This is a genomic window from Haemophilus parahaemolyticus (genome assembly GCF_002015035.1).
In the GTDB taxonomy this organism is placed as follows: Bacteria; Pseudomonadota; Gammaproteobacteria; order Enterobacterales; family Pasteurellaceae; genus Haemophilus_A; species Haemophilus_A parahaemolyticus.
In genome coordinates this window covers 57,483-80,470 of sequence record NZ_MUXY01000009.1, presented here as the reverse complement: position 1 = coordinate 80,470, position 22,988 = coordinate 57,483, and the positions used below count along the sequence as shown (strand labels likewise).

General features: G+C 41.7%; 19 protein-coding genes. 18 read left to right on the top strand and 1 reads right to left on the bottom strand.

Annotation, left to right across the window (positions count from 1 at the left end; genetic code table 11):
- The first annotated feature begins 16 nt into the window (after positions 1-16).
- The 18 genes from ftsL to glmM all read left to right on the top strand — a co-directional run bounded on the left by ftsL (position 17) and on the right by glmM (position 21,503).
- A complete protein-coding gene (gene ftsL / locus B0185_RS06870; protein ID WP_005707213.1) occupies positions 17-337 on the top strand; it encodes a cell division protein FtsL in 321 nt (106 codons plus the stop codon).
- Between the two features lie 9 nt (positions 338-346).
- The gene (locus B0185_RS06865; RefSeq protein WP_005707230.1) at positions 347-2,371 is read left to right on the top strand and encodes a penicillin-binding transpeptidase domain-containing protein; all 2,025 of its coding nucleotides are present in this window, start codon (positions 347-349) and stop codon (positions 2,369-2,371) included.
- Between the two features lie 8 nt (positions 2,372-2,379).
- Positions 2,380-3,855 carry a UDP-N-acetylmuramoyl-L-alanyl-D-glutamate--2,6-diaminopimelate ligase gene (murE, locus tag B0185_RS06860; protein WP_005707197.1) on the top strand — a complete coding sequence of 492 codons (1,476 nt, stop codon included), beginning with the start codon at positions 2,380-2,382 and terminating at the stop codon, positions 3,853-3,855.
- A gap of 14 nt (positions 3,856-3,869) precedes the next feature.
- Positions 3,870-4,499 carry a hypothetical protein gene (locus B0185_RS06855; protein WP_005707243.1) on the top strand — a complete coding sequence of 210 codons (630 nt, stop codon included), beginning with the start codon at positions 3,870-3,872 and terminating at the stop codon, positions 4,497-4,499.
- Between the two features lie 156 nt (positions 4,500-4,655).
- Entirely contained in the window at positions 4,656-6,050 is a 1,395-nt protein-coding gene (locus B0185_RS06850; protein ID WP_005707190.1) for a UDP-N-acetylmuramoyl-tripeptide--D-alanyl-D-alanine ligase, read from the top strand.
- 9 nt (positions 6,051-6,059) lie between these two features.
- Positions 6,060-7,142 carry a phospho-N-acetylmuramoyl-pentapeptide-transferase gene (mraY, locus tag B0185_RS06845; protein WP_005707185.1) on the top strand — a complete coding sequence of 361 codons (1,083 nt, stop codon included), beginning with the start codon at positions 6,060-6,062 and terminating at the stop codon, positions 7,140-7,142.
- 162 nt (positions 7,143-7,304) lie between these two features.
- Positions 7,305-8,606: a UDP-N-acetylmuramoyl-L-alanine--D-glutamate ligase gene (murD, locus tag B0185_RS06840; RefSeq protein ID WP_005707256.1), complete on the top strand. Its 1,302-nt coding sequence runs from the start codon at positions 7,305-7,307 to the stop codon at positions 8,604-8,606.
- Positions 8,606-9,784 (top strand): putative lipid II flippase FtsW, encoded by a 1,179-nt coding sequence (ftsW, locus tag B0185_RS06835; RefSeq protein WP_005707224.1) that lies wholly within the window; start codon positions 8,606-8,608, stop codon positions 9,782-9,784. Before murD ends, ftsW begins: the two co-directional genes overlap by 1 nt.
- A gap of 143 nt (positions 9,785-9,927) precedes the next feature.
- Positions 9,928-10,983, top strand: a complete 1,056-nt coding sequence (murG, locus tag B0185_RS06830) for an undecaprenyldiphospho-muramoylpentapeptide beta-N-acetylglucosaminyltransferase (protein ID WP_005707251.1) — start codon at positions 9,928-9,930, stop codon at positions 10,981-10,983.
- A gap of 15 nt (positions 10,984-10,998) precedes the next feature.
- Positions 10,999-12,426: a UDP-N-acetylmuramate--L-alanine ligase gene (gene murC, locus B0185_RS06825; RefSeq protein ID WP_005707228.1), complete on the top strand. Its 1,428-nt coding sequence runs from the start codon at positions 10,999-11,001 to the stop codon at positions 12,424-12,426.
- Between the two features lie 114 nt (positions 12,427-12,540).
- Entirely contained in the window at positions 12,541-13,452 is a 912-nt protein-coding gene (locus B0185_RS06820) for a D-alanine--D-alanine ligase (protein WP_005707250.1), read from the top strand.
- On the top strand, positions 13,452-14,252 hold the full coding sequence (locus B0185_RS06815; protein ID WP_005707201.1) for a cell division protein FtsQ/DivIB: 801 nt from the start codon (positions 13,452-13,454) through the stop codon (positions 14,250-14,252). The genes B0185_RS06820 and B0185_RS06815 overlap by 1 nt, the downstream gene beginning before the upstream one ends.
- 25 nt (positions 14,253-14,277) lie before the next feature.
- Positions 14,278-15,564, top strand: coding sequence for a cell division protein FtsA (ftsA, locus tag B0185_RS06810; protein ID WP_005707247.1), 1,287 nt, complete (start codon positions 14,278-14,280; stop codon positions 15,562-15,564).
- 40 nt (positions 15,565-15,604) lie between these two features.
- Positions 15,605-16,831, top strand: a complete 1,227-nt coding sequence (gene ftsZ / locus B0185_RS06805) for a cell division protein FtsZ (protein ID WP_005707265.1) — start codon at positions 15,605-15,607, stop codon at positions 16,829-16,831.
- 26 nt (positions 16,832-16,857) lie between these two features.
- Entirely contained in the window at positions 16,858-17,778 is a 921-nt protein-coding gene (gene lpxC / locus B0185_RS06800; protein ID WP_005707209.1) for a UDP-3-O-acyl-N-acetylglucosamine deacetylase, read from the top strand.
- Positions 17,779-17,947: 169 nt separating this feature from the next.
- The gene (gene slyD / locus B0185_RS06795; RefSeq protein ID WP_005707253.1) at positions 17,948-18,544 is read left to right on the top strand and encodes a peptidylprolyl isomerase; all 597 of its coding nucleotides are present in this window, start codon (positions 17,948-17,950) and stop codon (positions 18,542-18,544) included.
- A gap of 94 nt (positions 18,545-18,638) precedes the next feature.
- The gene (ilvA, locus tag B0185_RS06790) at positions 18,639-20,162 is read left to right on the top strand and encodes a threonine ammonia-lyase, biosynthetic (protein ID WP_039863393.1); all 1,524 of its coding nucleotides are present in this window, start codon (positions 18,639-18,641) and stop codon (positions 20,160-20,162) included.
- Positions 20,163-20,171: 9 nt separating this feature from the next.
- Complete coding sequence (glmM, locus tag B0185_RS06785) at positions 20,172-21,503, top strand: phosphoglucosamine mutase (protein ID WP_005707195.1); 1,332 nt, start codon at positions 20,172-20,174, stop codon at positions 21,501-21,503.
- Between the two features lie 88 nt (positions 21,504-21,591).
- Here glmM and B0185_RS06780 read toward each other — a convergent pair whose 3' ends face one another.
- A complete protein-coding gene (locus tag B0185_RS06780; RefSeq protein ID WP_005707249.1) occupies positions 21,592-22,965 on the bottom strand; it encodes an ATP-binding protein in 1,374 nt (457 codons plus the stop codon).
- Positions 22,966-22,988 lie beyond the last annotated feature (23 nt).

Below are 22,988 nucleotides of genomic sequence, written 5' to 3'. Positions count from 1 at the left end.
ATTTTAAGGAAAGGGTATGGCAGGAAATGAACGTTATTCGTTAGGACAGGAAATTTTTGAAGATTTAATTGGGCGGAATAAATTCGCGTTGTTATTGCTTGCTTTAATTGTTGTTACCGCACTTGCAACGGTGTGGATTACTGCCCAAACACGCCTTTTAACCGCAGAGCAAGGCAAGTTAGTCAAGGCTAATCGTAAGTTAGAAAACCAATATATTCACTTACAACTCGAAGAAAATAGTGCAAGCCGAGAAAATCGGATCAACGCGTTTGCCACTAAAGCAGAATTACAATCCATTAAGAAAGAACAAGAAGTCATTTTATTAGAGAAAAAATAGGAATTCAGCATGGCACGGGGAGTGAAACAAAAAGATAAGAAAAAACCATTCTTTGATTTTTTCAAACGTAAACAAGAAAAGAATAGTGATGAAAATCAAGAAGAGAAAGCGAGTTATCTCCCAAAACGCTTTTGTGTTATTTGGTGGCTTGTGGGTAGTGCTGTTTTTGCACTGGTTTTGCAAGCCGTTGTGGTGCAAGTCATTCATTCCCCTCGCTTAATTAAAGAAGCAAACAACCGCTCTCTACGCACCATTGAATTGCCTTTCACACGTGGGAGTATTTTAGATCGAAACGGTAAATTTTTATCGGTTAGTGCTCCGATGTATTCTATTACCATCGACCCACGCGAATATTTTGATAGCAAGATTAAACGTTCTGAAGAAACCTTGATCGCTCTTGCCATTGAAACGGGGAGCTCCAAAAGCAAGATGGTCAAAAGTATTCAACAATTCTTAGATAAAAAGAACCTTTCTGCTGAAAAAGTGGATATTGATCCTCGTGCTATTTTGAATACGCAAGCCCCCAAATATTGGACATTGCTTTCAGAATCTACGGGCATTTCACCTGAAAAATTAGTAGAGGTGAGGCAAAATCCAAATTCGTATTTTGTTCAGTTAGAGAATGCTGAAGCCAAATTAGAGCGTGACAAATGGCAAGCCTTCGCAAAAAGTGTAAAAGTGCCTTATAGCGAAATGATGGATCGCCTATATAAGGCTCATCGTCAACGTTTTATCTATTTAGCACGCCACGAAACAGAAAGTATTGCCCGTTATGCACAAGAGTTAAAATTAAATGCGATAGTTTTACGTGAAGAATCTCGCCGTTTTTACCCGTTAGTGGAAGAGGCTTCGCAGCTCATTGGCTTTACCGACATTGACGATAAACACGGCTCAGAAGGGCTTGAGCGTAGCTTTGATGCTTTACTCATTGGTAAAAGCGGTAAACAGGTTATTCGTAAAGATGCCCGTGGCAATATTATTGAGAATATTCGTGATGAGAAAGAGTACAACCCGCAAGATGTGGTGTTGAGTATTGATCAAGATTTGCAGTCGATGGCTTATCGCGAAATTAAAAATGCGGTAAAAGAGAACAATGCCATTTCAGGCACGGCAGTGTTGGTGGATGTGCAAACGGGCGAGATTTTAGCGATGGCGAATGCACCGTCTTTTAATCCTAATAACCGTTCGGAATTTAAACCGGAATTGATGCGTAACCGTGCGATTACCGATACATTCGAGCCAGGTTCAACGGTAAAACCTTTTACAGTTTTAACCGCTTTGCAAAATGGCGTGACCTATCGTGACGAAGTGATTAATACCCATCCATTTGTGGTAAATGGGCACACCATCCGCGATGTGGCACCGAGAGATAGCCTTTCTATTACGGGGATTTTGCAAAAATCAAGTAACATCGGGGTGAGCCGCTTGGCATTGCGTATGCCTTCTACTGCACTGGTTGATACTTATAGCAAAGTTGGTTTTGGTAAAGATACAGGCTTAGGCTTGGGTGAACAGCGCGGCACCAATGGTGACCGCAAACGTTGGTCAGATATTGAACGAGCAACCTTGGCTTATGGCTATGGCTTGAATGTTACCCCGCTTCAACTAGCTCGTGCTTATGCAACCCTTGGCAGCTTCGGCATTTATCGCCCACTTTCGATAACCAAAGTGGATCCCCCTGTGATTGGCGAACGTGTATTGCCTGAGAAAATTACGCGTGATGTCGTGCATATGATGGAAAGCGTAGCACAAAAAGGCGAAGGCGGAGCTCGCGCAATGGTTGATGGCTATCGCGTGGCGGTCAAAACAGGGACAGCACGTAAGCTTGAGAAAGGGCAATATGTAGAAAAATACCTCGCTTATACCGCAGGTCTTGCACCAGCAAGTAACCCGCGTTTTGCATTGGTGGTGCTGGTTAATGAACCAAGCAAAGACAAATATTATGGTGGTGCGGTTTCCGCTCCTGTGTTTTCACAAATTATGGGCTATACGCTAAAAGCGTATAATATAAAACCAGATAATTTAACAGAATAAGCCGAATAATGAAACGATTACTCACCTTTTTCCCTCAATTGCAAGATAACGTGCAAATTTCACCGCTTGCAAAAATGACGCTCGATTCCCGCAAAGTCAGCAATGGCGATCTGTTTATTGCCTTAAAAGGGCATAATGTGGATGGCAGAACTTTTATTCCCAAAGCGATTGAACAAGGTGCAAGCCTGATTTTGGCGGAAGCGGACGAAGGCGTACAAGCGGTCGAAATTGCCAAAGAGTTTGTAAATGCTACCGCTTGTGTGTTGAGTGTGCCACATTTGCCAAAATTGCTCTCGCAAATCGCGGGCGAATTTTATGCCAACCCAAGCGAAAAATTAACGTTAGCGGGCATTACTGGCACAAATGGCAAAACGACAACGGCTCAGCTGTTAGCCCAATGGCATAACTTGCTAGGCGGTAAATCGGCAGTGATGGGAACCATCGGCAACGGTTTATTCGGGCAAGTTCAAGAAGCGGCTAACACTACAGGCTCTGCTGTTGAAAATCAACAAAATCTTGCAAACTTTATTGCACTTGGTGCTGATTTTTGTGCGATGGAAGTGAGTTCTCACGGTTTAGTGCAGTATCGTGCGGAAGCGTTGCAATTTGATTTGGCAATGTTTACTAATTTAAGTCGAGATCACCTTGATTATCATCACACAATGGAAGAGTACGCTGCAGCAAAATTCCGTTTGTTTAGTGAGCTTAACACTAAGGCTAAAGTGTTAAACGCAGATGATGAAACAGGTGCGGATTGGTTAGCTAAATTACCTGATGCCATTGCAGTAAGCGTAAATCCTGATTTTCAAACTTCACACCGATATGTTAAAGCGACTCGTGTTGCGTTTACCTTACAAGGTGCGACTATTGAATTTGAATCAAGCTGGGGCAATGGTACTTTACATAGCCAGTTAATTGGGGCATTTAATGTTTCCAATTTACTGCTAGCGTTAGCTGGCTTGTTAGTGCTTGGACATGATTTGCAAAAATTAGTTGAAACCGCACCTCTTCTTAAAGGCGTGGCTGGTAGAATGGAGTGTGTGACTGCGGAAAATCGCCCACTAGTGTTGGTTGATTATGCTCACACGCCTGATGCTTTAGAAAAAGCATTACAAGCTGCACGTCTGCATTGTGAGGGCGAACTTTACTGTATTTTTGGTTGTGGGGGCGATCGTGATGCAGGTAAGCGTCCAATGATGGCAAAAATTGCTGAACAGCTTGCAGATCGTGTGATTGCGACAGATGATAATCCGCGTACTGAAGATAATCAGAAAATTATGGTAGATATTCTTAAGGGCTTTGAGAATGTTGATGTTGTTCAAGTTATTCATGATCGCGAACAAGCGATTAAAACTACCATTTTGCAAGCGAAACCGCAAGATGTGATTTTAATCGCTGGCAAAGGACATGAAGATTATCAAATTATCGGCACGACCAAGCATCATTTTTCGGATCAGGAAGTGGCTGTTGGTTGCTTGCAATAATATAGGATAAGATTATGGATTTTTTGCCTGATGTAACTAAATTGTATAGTTACTTAATTCAACTAGATTCTGTTAATATTAAAGCTATTTTTTCTATTATAGTTGCTTTTATAGGATATTTAAAAGCCAAAAAATATGTAGAAGCCTTTAAGCAGAAACCTTCGGAACTTATAAGTGAGTTTTATTTTTTAGAAGATATGATAAATAACTCAAATGTAATTCCTAAAAACTTAAAAGAAGATCTTTATATTATTTTATGTAAAATTGCAAGACCTAACATTGAAATCGTATCTTCAGAGATTCAATCTGCTGTTAAATACATTTTTGATGAGAAAAAAGATATAAACTTAATAAGGGCATTTTTATATACAGATAAATTAATTTTAAAAGATGGGAAGATAAATTATAAAAAGAATTATAAGTTTAAAGAAAAAGCATTTGCGAGATTGTATTTTATTTTTGCATTTTTATCATTGATACCATCGGCATTGGTCCAATTTAAGCCGTTTAATCAAATAGAAATAGGGCAATTTATTACAATTAGTCTTATGTTTTTATTATGTTTTGGAACTTTAGCTTATGTCTCTTTAGTGAGATATTCTAAATTTTTTTGGGCAAATAAATTGCTAGATGGAATGAAGTAATTTTATTTTCCTTCTGAATTATCCAAATATAATAAAATTTCTGTGAAGAAATTTTTATTTAAGCCAATGAAAAGTAATTCCGTAAGCGGAGTATTTTTGTGGTAAAGCAAAGATATTTAACCTTCTTTATCAAAGATTCATAGAAAAGATAGAACAATGATTAAACAAACAACCCAACAAATCGCCGAAATCCTTCATGCAAGGATGTTTGGTGATGGTAATGTAACGGTAACGACAGTCAGTACCGATACGCGACAAGCGGTCGAAAATGGCTTGTTTTTTGCATTAAAAGGCGAAAAATTTGATGCACATGATTATGCAGAAAAAGCGCTAGAACAAGGCTGTGTAGCACTCGTTGTTGAGCGTGAATTGCCGATTGCTGTACCGCAAATTATTGTGGCGGATACGCGATTAGCTTTAGGTGAATTAGCGAAATGGCTGAAAAGCACATTGAATCCTAAAACGGTTGCCATGACAGGCTCATCGGGTAAAACAACCGTGAAAGAGATGACGGCAAAAATCTTGCAAAAAACGGCCACTTGTGAAGACGAAGTGCTTTATACTTTCGGCAATCTGAACAATGATTTAGGTGTGCCGATGACCTTGCTCCGTCTAACTGAGCAACACAAATTTGCGGTGGTAGAACTGGGTGCAAACCATATTGGCGAAATTGCTTACACCACACAAATCGCCCAACCTGATGCCTGTTTAGTGAATAACGTTGCCCCTGCCCATTTGGAAGGTTTTGGCTCGATTCAAGGCGTGGCAGAGGCGAAAGGTGAGATTTACCGCGGCTTAAAAGCGGGTGGAACGGCAATTGTGAACTTGGCACATTATTACCCTGAATGGTCGAAAGAGATTGGCGAGCACAGCTTGCAATCGTTTAGTTACACAGGATCAGATACCGATTCTTACGCCGATTTCTGGGCGGAAAACGTTTCACTTAATTTAAACGGCTCAACTTTCATTTTGCATGCCTTTGAAGAGGAAATTGAAATCAATTTGTCTTATTTAGGCGCACATAACGTTTCTAATGCTCTAGCGGCAACCGCGTTAGCGATGGCAGTTGGCGCAAGTTTAGCAGATGTGAAAGCTGGGCTTGAACAGCGCTCACAAGTGAAAGGACGTTTATATCCTGTTGAAATTAACGAGCATTGTTTGCTGATTGATGATACTTACAATGCGAATGTTGATTCGATGAAATCAGCGATTTCTGTGCTGAAAAATTACCCCGCATTCCGTATTTTTGCAGTCGGCGATATGGCGGAACTTGGCAAAGAGAGTACGCAATGCCATCAAGAAGTCGCTGATTTTGCACAACAGGCAGGGTTGGATTTAATCGTCTCTTTTGGCAAAGAAAGTGCAGTGATTAGTGCTAATGCACAGCATCATTTTACCGACAAGCAAACCATGAGCGATTTCTTGCTACCGATTATTTCGCAAAAAATTGCAGAAAAACAACCGCTTGTTTTATTGGCAAAAGGCTCTCGTAGCCAAAAAATGGAAACTTTGATTGCGGATTTATGCCGTGCTTTTCATATTCAATTTTAAGGATTTATTATGCTAGTTTGGCTTGCTGAATATCTTGTTCAGTTTAATACGGCGTTTAATGTCGTTTCTTATATTACTTTCCGTGCCATTATGGCGTTATTGACTGCTCTTGGCATTGGATTATGGATTGGGCCGACTGTTATTCGCCGTTTACAAGTATTAAAATTCGGGCAAGAAGTACGTAATGATGGGCCTGAAAGCCACTTCAAAAAACGCGGCACACCAACGATGGGCGGTGTGATGATTTTAGCCTCTATTGGTATCAGTACTGTGCTTTGGGCAGATTTACGCAACAGTTATGTTTGGTTTGTGTTGTTTGTTTTATTTGGTTATGGGATCGTCGGTTTTGTGGACGATTATTGGAAAATCAAACGTAAAAATACCGATGGTTTAATTCCTCGTTGGAAATACTTCTGGTTGTCTGTCATTGCCTTGGTTGCCATTTTGGGCATTTATGCCATCGGTAAAGATACTACCGCCACACAGCTGGTGGTGCCATTCTTCAAAGAATTTATGCCACAGCTTGGCATCTTATTCGTGGTGCTTTCTTACTTCGTGATTGTCGGCACAAGTAACGCTGTGAACCTGACTGACGGCTTAGACGGCTTAGCAATTGTGCCCACCATTATGGTGGCAAGTGCTTTTGCACTGATTGCGTGGGCAACAGGTAACTACAACTTCGCCCAATACTTACATATTCCATTCGTCCAAAATGCAGGGGAATTAGTGATTTTATGTACTGCCATCGTTGGTGCGGGCTTAGGCTTTTTGTGGTACAACACCTACCCTGCCCAAGTATTTATGGGAGATGTTGGCTCACTCTCATTAGGCGGTGCATTAGGCACGATTGCGGTATTGGTTCGCCAAGAATTATTGCTCGTGATTATGGGTGGCGTGTTTGTGGTGGAAGCCTTATCCGTTATTCTCCAAGTAGGATCTTATAAACTTCGTCAAAAACGTATTTTCCGCATGGCACCAATTCATCACCACTTTGAATTAAAAGGCTGGCCAGAACCGCGTGTTATTGTTCGTTTCTGGATTATTACTTTAATGCTGGTGTTAATTGGCTTAGTAACATTGAAATTGCGTTAAGGTCAGTTGGGTAGGCTTTCTTCCACCAAAATATGATGAAAAATCAAAGGTGGGATAAAGCCTATTTTATCAATGGATGAGCAGTTAGCCATAGAGATAGTCATTTATACCTCCTAGCTTGCGGATAGTTGGGAAAGTAAGACAACAAAAAGAGAATAAAAAATGCAAAATCAATACAAAAATAAAACAGTAACGATTATAGGCTTGGGCAAAACGGGCTTATCTTGTGTCGATTTTTTTGCAGATAAAAATGCGAAAGTACAGGTGATTGATACCCGTGAGAAACCAGCTGGAATCGAACAATTATCAAAAGAAATTCCATTACATACAGGCGGATTAAATATTGAGTGGTTGCTTAATTCCGATTTAATCGTGATTAGTCCAGGGTTTGCATTGGCAACGCCTGAAATTCAGCAAGCGATTAACGCAGGCGTAGAAGTGGTGGGCGATATTGAGCTGTTTTGCCGTGAGGTAACCGCGCCAATTATTGCTATCACAGGTTCAAATGGTAAGAGTACGGTCACAACATTAGTGACTGAGATGGCAAAGCAAGCAGGTATTAAAGTCGGAATGGGCGGCAATATCGGCGTGCCTGCATTAAGCTTGTTAAATAGTGATTATGCGCTTTATGTATTGGAGCTTTCAAGTTTCCAACTTGAAACGACCTCTTCACTCAAAGCGGTTGCGGCAACCGTACTGAATGTGAGTGAAGATCATATGGATAGATATGATTCACTTGCGGATTACCGTGCAGCAAAACTTAAAATTTATAACAATGCAGAAAATGTCATTGTGAATGGCGAAGATCCCCAAACATATCCTGAACAAGCGGTCAAAAATCTGATTCGTTTTGCAGAACACAATGCGGAATACACCTTACGCCACGGTGTACTTTATGCGGGTGAAACTGCGGTGATGGGTACGAAACAGATGCTGATTCACGGTCGCCATAATGAGATGAACGCTTTAGCGGCAATGGCATTAGCTGATGCGGCGGGTATTCCTCGCGAAGGCATTGTGAAAGCATTGCAAATCTACGGTGGTTTAGCACACCGCTTCCAAGCTGTGCCAACTAATGATGGCGTGCGTTGGGTGAACGATTCCAAAGCGACTAATGTGGGCAGCACAGTGGCAGCACTGAACGGCTTAGAGGTAGCGGGCACGCTCTATTTACTATTAGGCGGAGACGGTAAAGCGGCAGATTTTTCAGAACTGAAACCGTTAATCAACAAACCGAATATCGTTTGCTACTGCTTCGGGCAAGATGGGGCAGCGTTGGCGAAACTCTCTAGCCAAAGTGTGTTGGTAGAGACGATGTATGAAGCGGTGGAAAAAATCCGTCCGCAGTTAAAACAAGGCGATATGGTGTTGCTTTCGCCAGCCTGTGCAAGCTTAGATCAGTTCAAAAACTTTGAACAACGCGGTGATATTTTTATGGCATTGGCGAAAGGAGAAAAGGCTTAATGTTAGAAGCAATCAAAACGGGGTTTGATAATTGGTTTCGTATCACCCCTAAAGACCTGCTTTATGATCGAGCGTTGCTTTGGGTCTATGTGAGTTTATTGATGATCGGGTTAGTAGCGGTGAGTTCTGCTTCTATTCCCGTGAGCTGGCGTTTGCATAATGAGCCGTTTTATTTTGCCATTATGGACGGGGCTTATATTTTGGTCTCATTGTGCATTTTTGCCTTTTTTATTCAGCAGCCAATGAGCCGTTGGGAAAAATATAATATTTGGTTTTTTATTATTTCTGTTATTTTACTTGCTTTAGTACTTCCTTTTGGTAAAGAAATTAACGGGGCGAAACGTTGGCTTTCAATTGGTTCGGTGACCTTTCAGGCATCTGAATTAGCGAAATTAGCGGTAATTTCTTATTTTGCGAGTTTTTATGTTCGTCGTTATGATGAACTCCGTCGAGCTTGGCATAGTGGTTGGCGTCCTCTTGCTGTTGTGTTTGTATTTATTTTAATTTTAAACTTCCAATCCGATTTAGGTAGTATGTCCATTATTTTCGCTATCGCGTTTGGTATGCTGTTTGTGATGGGAGCAAAACGAACTCAATTTATAGGGCTTATTGCACTTGGAGGCATAGGTTTTGTGATTTACGTGCTTTCCTCGGAATATCGTATGAAGAGATGGACTGCTTATCGTGATCCTTTTGTTGATGTATATGGTGATGGTTTCCAGCTTGCCAACTCACAAATGGCATTTGGTCAGGGAGAAATTTGGGGAAGAGGTTTAGGCAATTCAATTCAGAAATTAGAATATTTACCTGAAGCACATACCGATTTTATCACTGCTGTTATCGGTGAAGAGTTTGGTTTAGTTGGTACATTATTTTTGCTTTTCCTTTTTATGTTTTTAGTGCTTCGTGCGATACATATTAGTAAGGAATCATTACAAATGGAAAAACGATTTAATGGTTATTTCTCGTGTGGTATTGCGATTTGGTTTTTACTACAAGGTGCAATTAACTTAGGTGGTGCATCTGGCTTGATTCCCTCAAAAGGTTTAACCTTCCCTTTTGTCAGTTATGGTGGCTCAAGTATGCTTATTCTTTCTATTGCGATGGCAGTTTTAATACGGATTGACCACGAAAATCGATTGGAAAGAATTGGTTACACCCGTGCGAAGGGAAATTGAGTTTAAGCGGTCGATGTTGTGAAAAAATTTACAAAATTGACCGTTTTCTTTTTCCGAAAAAGTGTAAATTCTTGTAGAATATTGAGCATTTTTTCTTTACAACAGAAAATTATCCAAAAAATAAAGCAAAAAAGAGAATATCAATGGCAAAAAAATTATTAGTGATGGCAGGTGGAACAGGGGGGCATGTATTTCCCGCGATTGCCGTTGCACGCGAATTACAGCAACAAGGGTGGGAAATTTGTTGGTTAGGCACAAAAGATCGAATGGAAGCAGATCTCGTTCCCAAGCACGGTATTCCGATTGAATTTATCCAAATTTCAGGGCTAAAAGGTAAGGGCGTAAAAGCCTTGCTAACAGCCCCTTTTGCCATTCTAAGGGCGGTGTTGCAAGCATACAAAATCATCAAAAAATTCAAGCCAGATGCGGTGCTTGGGATGGGCGGTTATGTGTCAGGTCCTGGTGGAATTGCAGCAAAACTTTGCGGTGTACCTGTGATTTTACACGAGCAAAATGCGGTGGCAGGGCTAACCAATGTGTGGCTTTCAAAAATTGCTCGCCGTGTGTTGCAAGCCTTTCCAAATGCTTTCCCGAATGCAGAAGTGGTAGGAAACCCTGTTCGCCAAGATTTATTTGGGATTGAAGCACCAGAACAACGTTTTGCAGAGCGTGATTACCCGATCAACATTTTAGTGATGGGCGGTAGTCAAGGAGCACAAGTGATTAACCAAACTGTCCCCGAAGTGGCGAAAGTGTTGGGCAATCAGGTGTTCATTAGCCATCAAGTGGGTAAGGGAAAATTAGCGGACGTCGAAGAGGTTTATCACGCCACAGGCAATGGCGTGGCAAGTGAGTTTATCGATGATATGAAAGCCGCTTACGAATGGGCGGATCTAGTCATTTGCCGTTCGGGGGCATTAACGGTATGCGAAATTGCTGCCGCGGGTTTGCCTGCTATTTTTGTGCCGTTCCAACATAAAGATAGACAGCAATTTTTAAATGCGGAATATTTGGTGGAAGCGGGGGCAGCTTATGTGATTGAGCAACCCGAATTTACGCCAGAAAAACTGTTAGCGGTGTTAGAGCCGTTGATTGCTGATCGTACTAAATTAACCGAGATGGCAATCAAAGCCAGAGTAAAAGCTACGCCAACTGCTGCAAAACGTGTGGCGGAAGTGATTGTGGAAGAAAGTCATTAATTTAGAGAATATAAAATGCAAAATTTCCAAGATAAAGTTAAAAAACTCGTGCCTGAAATGCGCCGTGTGAGCCAAATTCATTTTATCGGCATTGGCGGTGCGGGGATGAGTGGTATTGCTGAAGTATTATTGAACGAAGGCTATAAAATTAGTGGTTCGGATATTGCTGATGGTGTTGTAACGAAACGTCTTACTGCTGCAGGAGCTCATATTTTTATTGGGCACAGTGCGAAAAATATCGCAGGGGCGAGCGTAGTGGTGGCATCCAGTGCGATTAATGAAGAAAACCCTGAAGTAAAAGCGGCAAAAGAAGCACGTATTCCTGTGATTCAACGTGCACAAATGTTGGCAGAAATTATGCGTTTTCGCCACGGGATTGCGATTGCGGGCACCCATGGCAAAACTACAACCACTGCAATGATCTCAATGATTTACACTGAAGCTGGCTTAGATCCAACCTTCGTAAATGGCGGTTTGGTAAAATCTGCGGGTAAAAATGCGCACTTGGGCGCAAGCCGTTATTTGGTAGCGGAGGCAGATGAAAGTGATGCGTCATTCTTACATTTGCAGCCCATGGTTTCGGTTGTCACTAATATCGAGCCAGATCACATGGACACCTACGGTGGCGACTTCGAGAAGATGAAAGAGACTTACGTTAAATTCTTGCGTAACTTGCCTTTCTACGGCTTGGCAGTGATGTGTGCCGATGATGCAACAGTGATGGAAATTGCACCGAAAGTAGGTCGCCAAGTGATTACTTACGGATTCAGTGAAAATGCAGATTACCGTATTGAAGATTACCAACAAACAGGTTTCCAAGGACACTACACGGTGATTTGCCCGAACGGGGAACGTGTTGAGGTGCTGTTAAACGTACCTGGTCGTCATAATGCCTTAAATGCGACTGCGGCACTTGCGGTTGCTAAAGAAGAAGGCATTGCTAATGAAGCGATTTTAGCTGCACTTGCAGATTTCCAAGGAGCGGGGCGTCGCTTTGACCAATTGGGTTCATTTATTCGCCCAAATGGTAAAGTGATGTTGGTGGATGATTATGGTCACCATCCAACTGAGGTGGACGTAACAATTAAAGCGGCTCGTCAAGGCTGGGAAAATAAACGTATCGTGATGGTGTTCCAACCGCATCGCTATTCTCGTACGCGTGATTTGTTCGATGATTTCGTGCAAGTACTTTCGCAAGTAGACGCTTTAGTGATGTTGGATGTGTATGCCGCAGGTGAAGCACCAATTGTTGGGGCAGATAGTAAGGCGTTATGTCGCTCAATTCGTAATTTAGGCAAAGTTGACCCGATTTTAGTGTCTGATACGGAACAATTAGGCGAAGTGTTAGACCAAATTATTCAAGATGGCGACTTAATTTTGGCACAAGGTGCGGGTAACGTGAGCAAATTGTCGCGTGATTTAGCAGAGAGTTGGAAAGCGTAAGCGGTTGTTTTTGCAATATATTTTGCAAATTACATCGCTTGTAGGGTGGGTTTTTTTGCCCACCAAATATCATAGAGGGCAAGAAAGCCCACTTTATAGAAAATTGAGAATACAATGAGCATTAAAAACGAAAAAATTGCAGTGTTATTTGGTGGCGTTTCGATGGAACGTGAGGTATCGTTAAACTCTGGTGCAGCGGTAACCGAAGCCCTTAAAAGCCTTGGCTATGATGTGGAAGGTATTGATACCAAAGAGTTCCCAATTGAAAAATTAAAAGAAAAAGGGATTCAACGTGTCTTCAATATTTTACACGGTGGCATTGGTGAGAACGGTGTGTTGCAAGGTGCTTTGGAACAGATGGGCATTCCTTACACAGGCTGTGGCGTGATGGCATCAGCAATCACTTTAGATAAATTCCGCACTAAATTATTATGGCAAGCTGTTGGTTTACCGACTGCAGAAATGGTGGTGGTAAAACGCGGACAAGCGGTTGATTCTGCAGCGATTATTGCAAAATTAGGCTTGCCAGTGTTTGTTAAACCTTCTTGTGAAGGCTCAAGCGTTGGCGTGTTCAAGGTAAAAACTGAAGCGGAATTACAACCTGCGATTGAAGAAGCGTTAAAATTTGACAGCATTGTGTTAGTTGAAGAATTTTTAGCAGGGGCGGAATATTCTGTGCCGGTGTTAGATGGCGAAGTGTTGCCAGCGGTGCAAGTGATTCCAGAGGGTGAGTTTTATGATTACCACGCAAAATATATTTCAGACAACACCCAATATGTGGTGCCTGCATTAAACGATGAACGCCAAGCAGAAGTGGCAAAAATTGTGAAACAAGCCTTTGATGTGGTGGGTTGCCGTGGTTGGAGTCGTATTGATGTGATGGAAGATGCAAAGGGTAATTTTCGATTAGTGGAAGTAAATACCTGTCCAGGGATGACCAGCCACAGTATTTTTCCGAAATCGGCAGCGACTGTCGGTTATAGCTTTGAACGTTTAGTTGAACGTGTGTTGGAGTTAAGTGCGTAATGGCTAAGTTTGCTCGAAAGAGAAAACCCAATTATTTTCGCCTTGCTAAGGAGCATATCGGTTCGAAGTTACATTTTCTGCCGATGAGTTGGCTCACTTCAATTAAACCATTGATTTTATTATTTTGGTTGATTGTGATTTATACGGTATATGCAAATTGGTCGGTACTTCTTGAGAGTTTGGATAGAACGCCGATTCGTGCTTATGCGTTAACTCATAAAACGCAATTTACAACAAATGCGGATATTCGTGAAACTTTAGCCAAAGAACCTGTTCTAAAAGGATATTTTGCCCAAGATATTCAAGAGGTTAAAGATAAGTTGTTACAACTCTCTTGGGTAAAAGATGTGATTGTGCGAAAATCCTATCCTGATCGCTTAAGTATTAGCCTGGTTGAGCATAAACCTGTAGCTGTGTGGAATAATATTCACTATCTTTCTGATCAAGGGGTTGTATTTAGTTTACCCCCAGAACGGTTTGATAAAACAGGTTTACCGATAATGTTTGGACCTGATGCGGAAAGTAAAGAAGTACTTGAAGCGTGGGGTAAAATTCAAACGGAATTAGCATTTCGCAATTTATCACTTAAATCACTGGCGATGGATAATCGTGGTTCTTGGTCGATTACATTAGCGAATAATATTGAGTTAAGATTAGGACGTGGAGAATGGACGCCAAAAATTGACCGCTTTATGATGATTTTCCCTGAAATTGAGGTGCCAGAAGGACAGCGTTTGGGGTATGTCGATTTACGTTATGAACACGGTGCAGCGGTAGGTTTCTATCCAATACAGAAATAATTAATTGCAAACGAACGAAAATAAAATGACTGATAATATTGATGATGAGGATTACATTGTTGGGTTAGATATTGGGACATCCAAAACAGTTGTTGTCATTGGTGAGACCTTACCTGATGGTGTAATTAGAGTGTTAGGAACTGGAGTTTCTCCTTCAAAAGGGGCAAATCAAGGAGGGATTGTTGATTTAGATGCAGTTGTTCGTGCTATTGATAATGCGATTGCTGAGGCTGAATCAATTGCAAACAATCTTGAAATTTCTGATCTGATTCTGAGTATTTCAGGGGCTCATATTACAGGGCTTAATGAAATGGGGCAGGCGGTTTTAGAGAATGTAGTTACAAAAGAGGACGTGGAAGAAGCGAAACATAATGCAAGCTCTATTCGATTGCCTAATGGCTTAGAGATGCTACACATAGTGCCACAAGAGTTTAAAGTAGACCATTTACCGCTGACAAAAAGTCCAATTGGCTTGTCAGGTAATCGTCTCACTGCCTATGTGCATTTAATTGCAGCTCACCAAGATTGGAAACGTAATTTAATTAATGCGGTAGAATCGAATCAGAGATTGTCTGTTGCCAATATTGTTTTTTCGGGATTTGCCTCTGCTTATTCGGTGCTTACAGAAGAGGAAAAAGAGCTTGGTATTTGCTTGATTGATATTGGTGCGGGCACGATGGATGTGGTGGTTTACGTTGATGGTGCATTACGCTTTAGTAAATCATATCCGTTTGGTGGCAATAATGTAACGGATTATCTTGCACAAGTTTTTACGACGTCTCGCAAAGAAGCTGAAATCATTAAGGTTAATTATGGCAGTGCGGTTTCACCACCGACGATGAATGCCGATAAAAAATTCTCGATTTCAGGTTTAGCTGGGGGGGCTCCCCGAATTTATACGAAAGCACACGTTGCAGAAATTACAGCACTTTGTTATAGCGATTTATTTAATCTTATTAACGCAGATCTGTTAAAATTGCGTCAAAATTTATATTACCAAGGGATAAAACAGGAATTAATTGCGGGTTTTGTTCTTACGGGTGGTGGTTCACAAATAGAAGATATTGTAAAATGTGCAAAAAATATCTTTAATGCACACGTACGAGTGGGAAGCCCTCTCAATATTGCAGGCTTGACCGATTATGTGAATAAGCCACAATATGCAACAGTTTTGGGGCTATTACAATATAATTTTGAGCATCCAGCAGAAAGCAAAAAAACGATAATAAATAATCCAAATGTAGTTGGTATGTTTAAAGGTGTCAAAAAGCAGACTCGTAAAGCAATACGTTGGATTAAGTCAAATTTTTAAATTAAATAAGTTGGCATACGCTTATTTTAGGGAGTAAAGAATGTTCGAACCAGTTTATGAGACAACGCCTGATGCAGTAATTAAAGTTGTTGGCGTTGGTGGCGGTGGCGGTAATGCATTGAACCATATGGTTAGGAGCTGTCAGGAAGATGATATTGGCAGCGTGGAGTTTTTTTCAGTAAATACAGATGCACAAGTATTGCGTTCAAGTGCAGTGCGTAATACTGTACAAATTGGTGCAGGTATTACTCATGGTTTGGGGGCTGGTGGTGATCCAAATATTGGCTATCAATCTGCAGAAGAAGACCGTGAAGCATTAACTAATATGTTAAGTGATGCAAGTATGGTATTCATCGCAGCAGGTATGGGGGGAGGTTCTGGTACAGGGGCTTCTCCAGTTATTGCTGAAATTGCAAAAAGCCAAGGTGCTTTAACCGTTGCGATTGTTACTAAACCATTTAATTTTGAAGGTAGAAAACGTTTAAATTTCGCAGAACAAGGCATTAAAGAATTAGCGAAAAATGTAGATGCGTTGATTATTATTCAAAATGAAAAATTACTTAAAGTTTTACCTAAAGGCGTAAAATTTAAGGATGCATTCTCATATGCTGATGATGTTTTGCGTAACGCAGTATTAGGTATTACTGATATGATTACCAAAGAAGGTTTGGTAAACGTAGACTTTAATGACGTGAAAACAGTTATGTCTGGTATGGGACGTTCAATGATGGGAACGGGCATTGCAGAAGGCGAAGGGCGTGCAGAGCGTGCAGCAATGGAAGCAGTGGCAAGTCCGTTATTAGAAGATGTTGATTTATCAGGTGTAAAAGGCGTATTGATTAATATTTCAGCAGGCGATGACTTAGAACTAAATGAAGTGGATTCTGTTGTGAAATATATTACTGAAGCAACAGATCCTGATGCAACTATTATTTTCGGTACAACGTTCTATCCTGAAATGGAAGGTAAAATCCGTGTAACATTGGTTGCAACTGGTTTAGGTCAAGCAGAAGAGTTAACCATGCCACGTACAGGTATGCTGCAACAACCACAGCCAGTTGAACAATCTCAGCCAGTACCAAAACCAGTAGGTTATGGGACTCAACAGTCTGTTCAGCCAAACCAGAATTATGGTCATCAGCCACAACCAATAGGCTTTAATCAAGCACCACAAAATGCTGGAACAACGCAACAGCCAAGAACAATTGATCCAAACCAAGTGTTCTCACCGAGCTCTATTCCAGGATTTATGCGAAACGGTCGTTAATTTCGATCGCTTGCGAGGAATAAAAAATGATTAAACAAAGAACCCTAAAACAAGCAACCAAAGTCACTGGCATTGGTTTGCACAGTGGCAAAAAAGTGACGCTCACATTGCGTCCTGCCCCTGCTAATACAGGGATTATTTATGCACGAACTGATTTAGAGCCTGCTGTTTACTTCCCAGCAAGTGCAGAATCAATTCGTGATACACAGCTTTGTACTTGTATGATCAACGATGATGGTGTGCGTATTTCAACCGTTGAGCATTTAAATGCAGCGATGGCGGCATTAGGTTTAGACAACCTTATCGTGGAAGTTGATGCCCCTGAAATTCCAATTATGGATGGCAGTGCAAGTCCGTTTATCTATCTTTTTTTAGATGCGGGTATCGAAGAGCAAAATGCTCCGAAAAAATTCATCCGCATTAAAGAAACCGTACGTGTGGAAGAGGGCGATAAATGGGCAGAAATCAGACCTTATGCAAATGGCTTAAAATTAGATTTCACCATTGATTTCAATCACCCGATGATTAGCAAAGATGTACGCCATTTTGCGATGGATCTTTCAGCCGAAAATTTCATTCAGCAAATTAGCCGTGCAAGAACCTTTACTTTTATGAAAGATGTGGAATATCTCCAATCAATTGGTTTAGCACTAGGTGGTAGCTTAGATAATGCCATCGTGTTAGATGATTACCGCATTTTAAATGAAGATGGCTTACGCTATAAAGATGAATTGGTAAAACATAAAATGCTTGATTCTATCGGTGATCTCTTTATGTGCGGTTACAACATCTTAGGCGATTTCAGAGCCTATAAATCGGGTCATGGTGTGAACAATAAATTACTCCGTGCCGTGCTTGCGAATGAAAATGCGTGGGAATTTGTTACTTTTGAAGACAAAGAAACCGTGCCACAAGGTTATCGCTTAAAAGATCTTGTTTTTATTTAGTATAGTAGGGTGTGTGGATTGAAAAATCCACGCACGCTTTTCTATATTGATGTGCGTGACATGAATTTCACACACTCTACAAGCGATCAAATTTATAGAACAATTTGCAAATATTATACAAACCGCTACAATGCGGTTAATTTTTTATATAAACAAAGGATCATTTTTAATGAAAATTACTAAAAACGTAGTACCAAGCATTGCTTATCAAGTACGTACTCAAGATGGCGTATTAGTGGACGAAGCACCAGCGAACCAACCGCTAGAATACTTACACGGTCACAACAATCTTGTTGAAGGCTTAGAAAAGGCATTAGAAGGTAAAGCGGTTGGTGATACTTTCGAAGTACGTGTAAGCCCAGAAGAAGGATACGGCGAATACAACGAAAATATGGTACAACGTGTGCCGAAAGATGTATTTATGGGCGTAGAGGAATTAGAAGTAGGTATGCGTTTTATCGCAGATACTGACTTAGGTCCATTGCCTGTTGTGATTACTGAAGTGGATGGCGATGAAGTAGTGGTTGATGGTAACCATATGCTTGCAGGTCAAGAATTACTCTTCTCTGTAGAAGTAGTGGGTACACGTGAAGCAACTTTAGAAGAGATTGCACACGGTCACATTCATTCTGGTCACGAACACGGTTGTGGCTGTGGTGGTCACGACAGCGATGAAGAAGAAGGTCACGGCTGCTGTGGCGGTGGTCATCACCATCATCATGATCACGGACACAATCATGGTGGCTGTGGTTGTGGTGGACACTAATTAACTAATTGCAATGGGGCGTGCTAAACACGCCCTTTTCGACTATCTAACCCTTTCAATCCCTGCCTTTGGGAAGATCATTAAAATCAATCATATGACACAACAAATCCAATCGAATACGGACTATCTCCGCACTATTCTTAGTTCCAATATTTATGATCTCGCTCAAGTCACGCCATTACAAAAAATGGACAAGCTCTCTTCACGCTTAAAAAATAATATTTTCATCAAACGTGAAGATCGCCAGCCGGTGCATAGCTTTAAGCTACGCGGAGCATTTGCGATGATTTCTAATCTTTCTAAAGCTCAAAAAGAAGCAGGTGTGATTGCGGCTTCTGCGGGTAACCACGCTCAAGGTGTCGCGCTTTCAGCGAAACATTTAGGCTTACGTGCCTTAATCGTGATGCCGCAAAATACGCCAAGTATTAAAGTGGATGCGGTGCGTGGTTTTGGTGGAGAAGTATTGCTTTATGGTGCTAACTTTGACGAAGCCAAAGCCAAAGCACTTGAGCTTTCGAAAGAGTTGAATATGACCTTTATTCACCCATTTGATGCTCCAGCCGTGATTGCAGGGCAAGGCACCATTGCGATGGAACTCATTCAACAACGTTCCGATCTTAACCGCATTTTTGTGCCTGTTGGCGGTGGTGGTTTGATCGCAGGGATCGCAGTGTTAGTGAAACAGCTTTTGCCTGAAATTCAAGTCATTGGGGTAGAATCCAAAGACTCTGCTTGTTTATATCACGCATTAAAAGCGGGTCAGCCCGTCGATTTAGATCACGTAGGTTTATTCGCAGACGGTATTGCGGTAAAACGTATCGGCGATGAAACTTTCCGTATTTGTAAACAATATGTTGATGATGTGGTTTTAGTCGATAACGATGAAATCTGTGCGGCATTGAAAGATATTTTTGAGAATGTGCGTGCGGTAGCGGAGCCTTCGGGTGCAACCTCGCTTGCAGGTTTGAAAAAATATGTGAAAAAGCACGGCATCGAAGGAGAAAATCTCGCTTGCGTGCTCTCAGGTGCAAACCTTAATTTCCACACACTTCGTTTTGTTTCTGAGCGTTGCGAAATTGGCGAAAAACGTGAAGCCTTATTAGCGGTAACCATTCCAGAGCAGAAAGGCAGCTTCTTAAAATTCTGCCAAATTCTGGGTAGCCGTGCGGTGACAGAATTTAACTACCGTCATGCAGATGATACCAACGCGTGTATTTTTGTAGGCGTACGCATTTCTGGCAGCCAAGAAAAAGCAGAAATTCTCGAAGAACTTCTCCAAAATGGTTACGATGTGAGCGATTTATCAGATGATGACATCGCTAAAACGCACGTGCGTTATATGATCGGTGGCAGACCGGCTAGTATTCAAAACGAAAAGCTCTATCGCTTTGATTTCCCTGAGCAAAAAGGGGCATTGCTTACATTCTTACAAGCCTTAACTGATTGGGATATTTCACTATTCCACTACCGTGCACACGGTGCGGACTACGGTGATATTTTAGCCGCATTTCCTATGGCTGAAGGCTCAGAAGCAGAATTAACCAAACATTTAGAACAATTAGGCTATCGCTACCAAGACGTGAGCGACAGCTTGGCTTATCAATACTTTTTAAAATAAGGAACATTTATGGCTCGCAAATATTTCGGTACAGATGGTGTACGTGGTGAAGTCGGTAAATTCCCAATTACGCCAGAATTTGCGTTAAAACTCGGCTGGGCGGCAGGTAAAGTGCTTGCGACTCAAGGCACGAAAAAAGTGATTATTGGTAAAGACACCCGTATTTCTGGCTATATGTTGGAATCAGCACTTGAAGCAGGTTTAACTGCAGCAGGTTTATCTGCGGTATTCGTCGGTCCAATGCCAACCCCTGCAATTGCGTATTTAACCCGCACTTTCCGTGCAGAAGCGGGGATCGTGATTTCAGCCTCTCACAATCCATACTACGACAACGGGATCAAATTTTTCTCATCAGTGGGTGAAAAATTACCTGATGAAGTAGAAGAAGCGATCGAAGCGATGTTAGATGAGCCGATGGATTGTGTTGACTCTGCAAACCTTGGTAAGGCGAGCCGAATCAATGATGCGGCAGGTCGTTACATTGAATTTTGTAAAGCAGGTTTCCCATCTGAATTAAGCTTAGATGGCTTAAAAATCGTGGTGGATTGTGCGAACGGCGCAACTTACCACATTGCACCAAACGTAATGCGTGAGTTAGGAGCTGATGTTATCGAAATCGGCACACGTCCGAATGGCTTAAACATCAATGAAAAATGCGGGGCAACGGACATCAAAGCACTTCAAAAAGTGGTGAAAGAGTCGGAAGCAGACATCGGTTTAGCTTACGATGGCGATGGCGACCGCATTATGATGGTAGACCACTTAGGCAATAAAGTAGATGGCGATCAAATTCTGTTTATTTTGGCACGTGAAGCGTTGCGTGCGGGCAAATTAAAAGGTGGCGTAGTGGGTACATTAATGAGCAATATGAGCTTAGAACTCTCATTAAAAGAACTTGCGATCCCATTCGTGCGTGCCAATGTGGGTGACCGCTATGTGCTTGAGCAATTAAAAGAGAAAGGCTGGAAATTAGGCGGTGAAAACTCAGGTCATATCATCGTGTTAGATAAAAACACCACGGGTGATGGTATTGTTGCCTCGCTTGAAGTGTTAGCGGCAATGGTAAAACACAATCTAACCTTAAACGAATTAGCAAAAGCCGTGCCACTCTTCCCGCAAGTGTTAATTAACGTTCGCTTCGCAGGCGGTGAAAACCCACTCAACAGCGAAGAAGTAAAAGCGGTAGCAAAATCGGTGGAAGAGCGCTTAGCAGGAAAAGGACGTATCTTGTTACGTAAATCAGGTACAGAACCGCTTATTCGTGTGATGGTAGAGTGTGAAGATGCAACGTTAGCCCAAAGCTGTGCGGAAGAGATTGCGGAAGCAGTGAAACGTAACTAATTCTTCCATAAACAACAAGCGGTGGATTTTGTAAAATAAATTGCAAAATCCACCGCTTGTGTTTATCAAATCTAATTTTTTCTTAAATTTAACCGCTTGTTGGTAATTTAACCTCCACTAGCAACCCCGTTTCAAAATTCACTGAATCTTTTAATTCAATTTTTCCACCATAATTTTTCACAATTTCCTCAGCAATCGCCAAGCCTAAGCCCGAGCCTTGTTGTTCTGTACCAAGAATACGGTAGAACGGATCTAGCACGCGTTGGCGTTCTTCTGGTGGAATGCCGTTGCCGTTATCTTCTACGCAGATCTGAATACTACCGTCTTTCTCTTTGACACTTAAATCAATCTGGCTACCGTTTGGTGTGTATCGAATGGCGTTATCCACCAGCGTTTTAACGAGCAAGTAGAGATCCGTTTCCGAACCGTGGAAATTGACCGCTTGCTCATTCGTTACGCCCAAATCCTGATCTTTATCAAGGGCAAGTGGCAGCACATCCTCAATTACGCTGCGGAAAATATCCTGCACGTTGAAATCAGTGTGGTTTTCCATTTTATTATTTTGAATGCGAGCCAATGAAAGCAGCTGCTCCAGTAAGTTGCGACTACGCTGAATACCTTGTTTCACTTGGATAAGTTGAGTTTTGGCTTCAGTAGGTAAATCTTGATGAGCGAGTTGCTCCACTTGCAAGGAAAGGGCGGTCATCGGACTACGCAATTCATGTGATGCATCCGCAATAAAGCGTTTTTGTTGCTGAATAAATTCATCTGTTCGCCCCAACAAGCGGTTGATTTCCACCACAAATCCGCGAATTTCGCTCGGAATTTTTTCCGTCGGCAACGGTGTAAGATTTTGCTCGTGGCGTTTTTCTAGCTTGTGAGAAAGTCTGTCTACGGGCTTCATTGCAAGACGGACAATCCAAATGGTCAGCAAAATAATCAACGGCAACAATACAATCAGCGGAATCACGCTCTGCCATGCACTGCGGAATGCTAATTCTTCACGATATTCATTTTCTTGGGTGATGATAATCTTGCCGTTGGGTGTGTTACGAACGTAAGTGCGGTATAAATCATCGGCGTTTTTCAACGTAAACCAAAAGCGGTTTTCTTTGTGCGGTTTGACTCTTTTGTATTTTTTGCCATCTTTTCTGAGCGTATGGAAACCATCTTCCATTTGCTGTGGAAAATTCGGCGGAAGACTTTCTGTATGAGCGTTGTTTCGCTCAAAATGCATATAAATTCGTGCATCGTTATCGCGTGGCGGACGAAAATCCCCCGAAAGTGCGGTCGGATTTTCCACGGAATTGACGAAGCCTGAAAGCTGAACCAACATATCGTCTTGCAGTTTGTAAGTTTCGCGGTAAGTATCGTAGAACGAAACACCGCCCGCAATGCCTGCCGCCACAGTGAAAAGGGCGGTGAAAGCTAAAGTGAGTTTGAGTTGGATTGAGTTTTTCATTTTTCCTCTTAGGGTAAGGTTGT

What these genes read in the sequence shown, in the direction of transcription:
- ftsW (WP_005707224.1), top strand. Translation starts at nt 8,606, where the DNA reads ATGTTAGAAGCAATCAAAACGGGGTTTGATAATTGGTTTCGTATCACC.
- B0185_RS06815 (WP_005707201.1), top strand. Translation starts at nt 13,452, where the DNA reads ATGGCTAAGTTTGCTCGAAAGAGAAAACCCAATTATTTTCGCCTTGCT.
- glmM (WP_005707195.1), top strand. Translation starts at nt 20,172, where the DNA reads ATGGCTCGCAAATATTTCGGTACAGATGGTGTACGTGGTGAAGTCGGT.
- lpxC (WP_005707209.1), top strand. Translation starts at nt 16,858, where the DNA reads ATGATTAAACAAAGAACCCTAAAACAAGCAACCAAAGTCACTGGCATT.
- murE (WP_005707197.1), top strand. Translation starts at nt 2,380, where the DNA reads ATGAAACGATTACTCACCTTTTTCCCTCAATTGCAAGATAACGTGCAA.
- ftsA (WP_005707247.1), top strand. Translation starts at nt 14,278, where the DNA reads ATGACTGATAATATTGATGATGAGGATTACATTGTTGGGTTAGATATT.
- ftsZ (WP_005707265.1), top strand. Translation starts at nt 15,605, where the DNA reads ATGTTCGAACCAGTTTATGAGACAACGCCTGATGCAGTAATTAAAGTT.
- slyD (WP_005707253.1), top strand. Translation starts at nt 17,948, where the DNA reads ATGAAAATTACTAAAAACGTAGTACCAAGCATTGCTTATCAAGTACGT.
- ftsL (WP_005707213.1), top strand. Translation starts at nt 17, where the DNA reads ATGGCAGGAAATGAACGTTATTCGTTAGGACAGGAAATTTTTGAAGAT.
- B0185_RS06855 (WP_005707243.1), top strand. Translation starts at nt 3,870, where the DNA reads ATGGATTTTTTGCCTGATGTAACTAAATTGTATAGTTACTTAATTCAA.
- B0185_RS06820 (WP_005707250.1), top strand. Translation starts at nt 12,541, where the DNA reads ATGAGCATTAAAAACGAAAAAATTGCAGTGTTATTTGGTGGCGTTTCG.
- mraY (WP_005707185.1), top strand. Translation starts at nt 6,060, where the DNA reads ATGCTAGTTTGGCTTGCTGAATATCTTGTTCAGTTTAATACGGCGTTT.
- B0185_RS06780 (WP_005707249.1), bottom strand. Translation starts at nt 22,965, where the DNA reads ATGAAAAACTCAATCCAACTCAAACTCACTTTAGCTTTCACCGCCCTT.
- ilvA (WP_039863393.1), top strand. Translation starts at nt 18,639, where the DNA reads ATGACACAACAAATCCAATCGAATACGGACTATCTCCGCACTATTCTT.
- B0185_RS06865 (WP_005707230.1), top strand. Translation starts at nt 347, where the DNA reads ATGGCACGGGGAGTGAAACAAAAAGATAAGAAAAAACCATTCTTTGAT.
- B0185_RS06850 (WP_005707190.1), top strand. Translation starts at nt 4,656, where the DNA reads ATGATTAAACAAACAACCCAACAAATCGCCGAAATCCTTCATGCAAGG.
- murG (WP_005707251.1), top strand. Translation starts at nt 9,928, where the DNA reads ATGGCAAAAAAATTATTAGTGATGGCAGGTGGAACAGGGGGGCATGTA.
- murD (WP_005707256.1), top strand. Translation starts at nt 7,305, where the DNA reads ATGCAAAATCAATACAAAAATAAAACAGTAACGATTATAGGCTTGGGC.
- murC (WP_005707228.1), top strand. Translation starts at nt 10,999, where the DNA reads ATGCAAAATTTCCAAGATAAAGTTAAAAAACTCGTGCCTGAAATGCGC.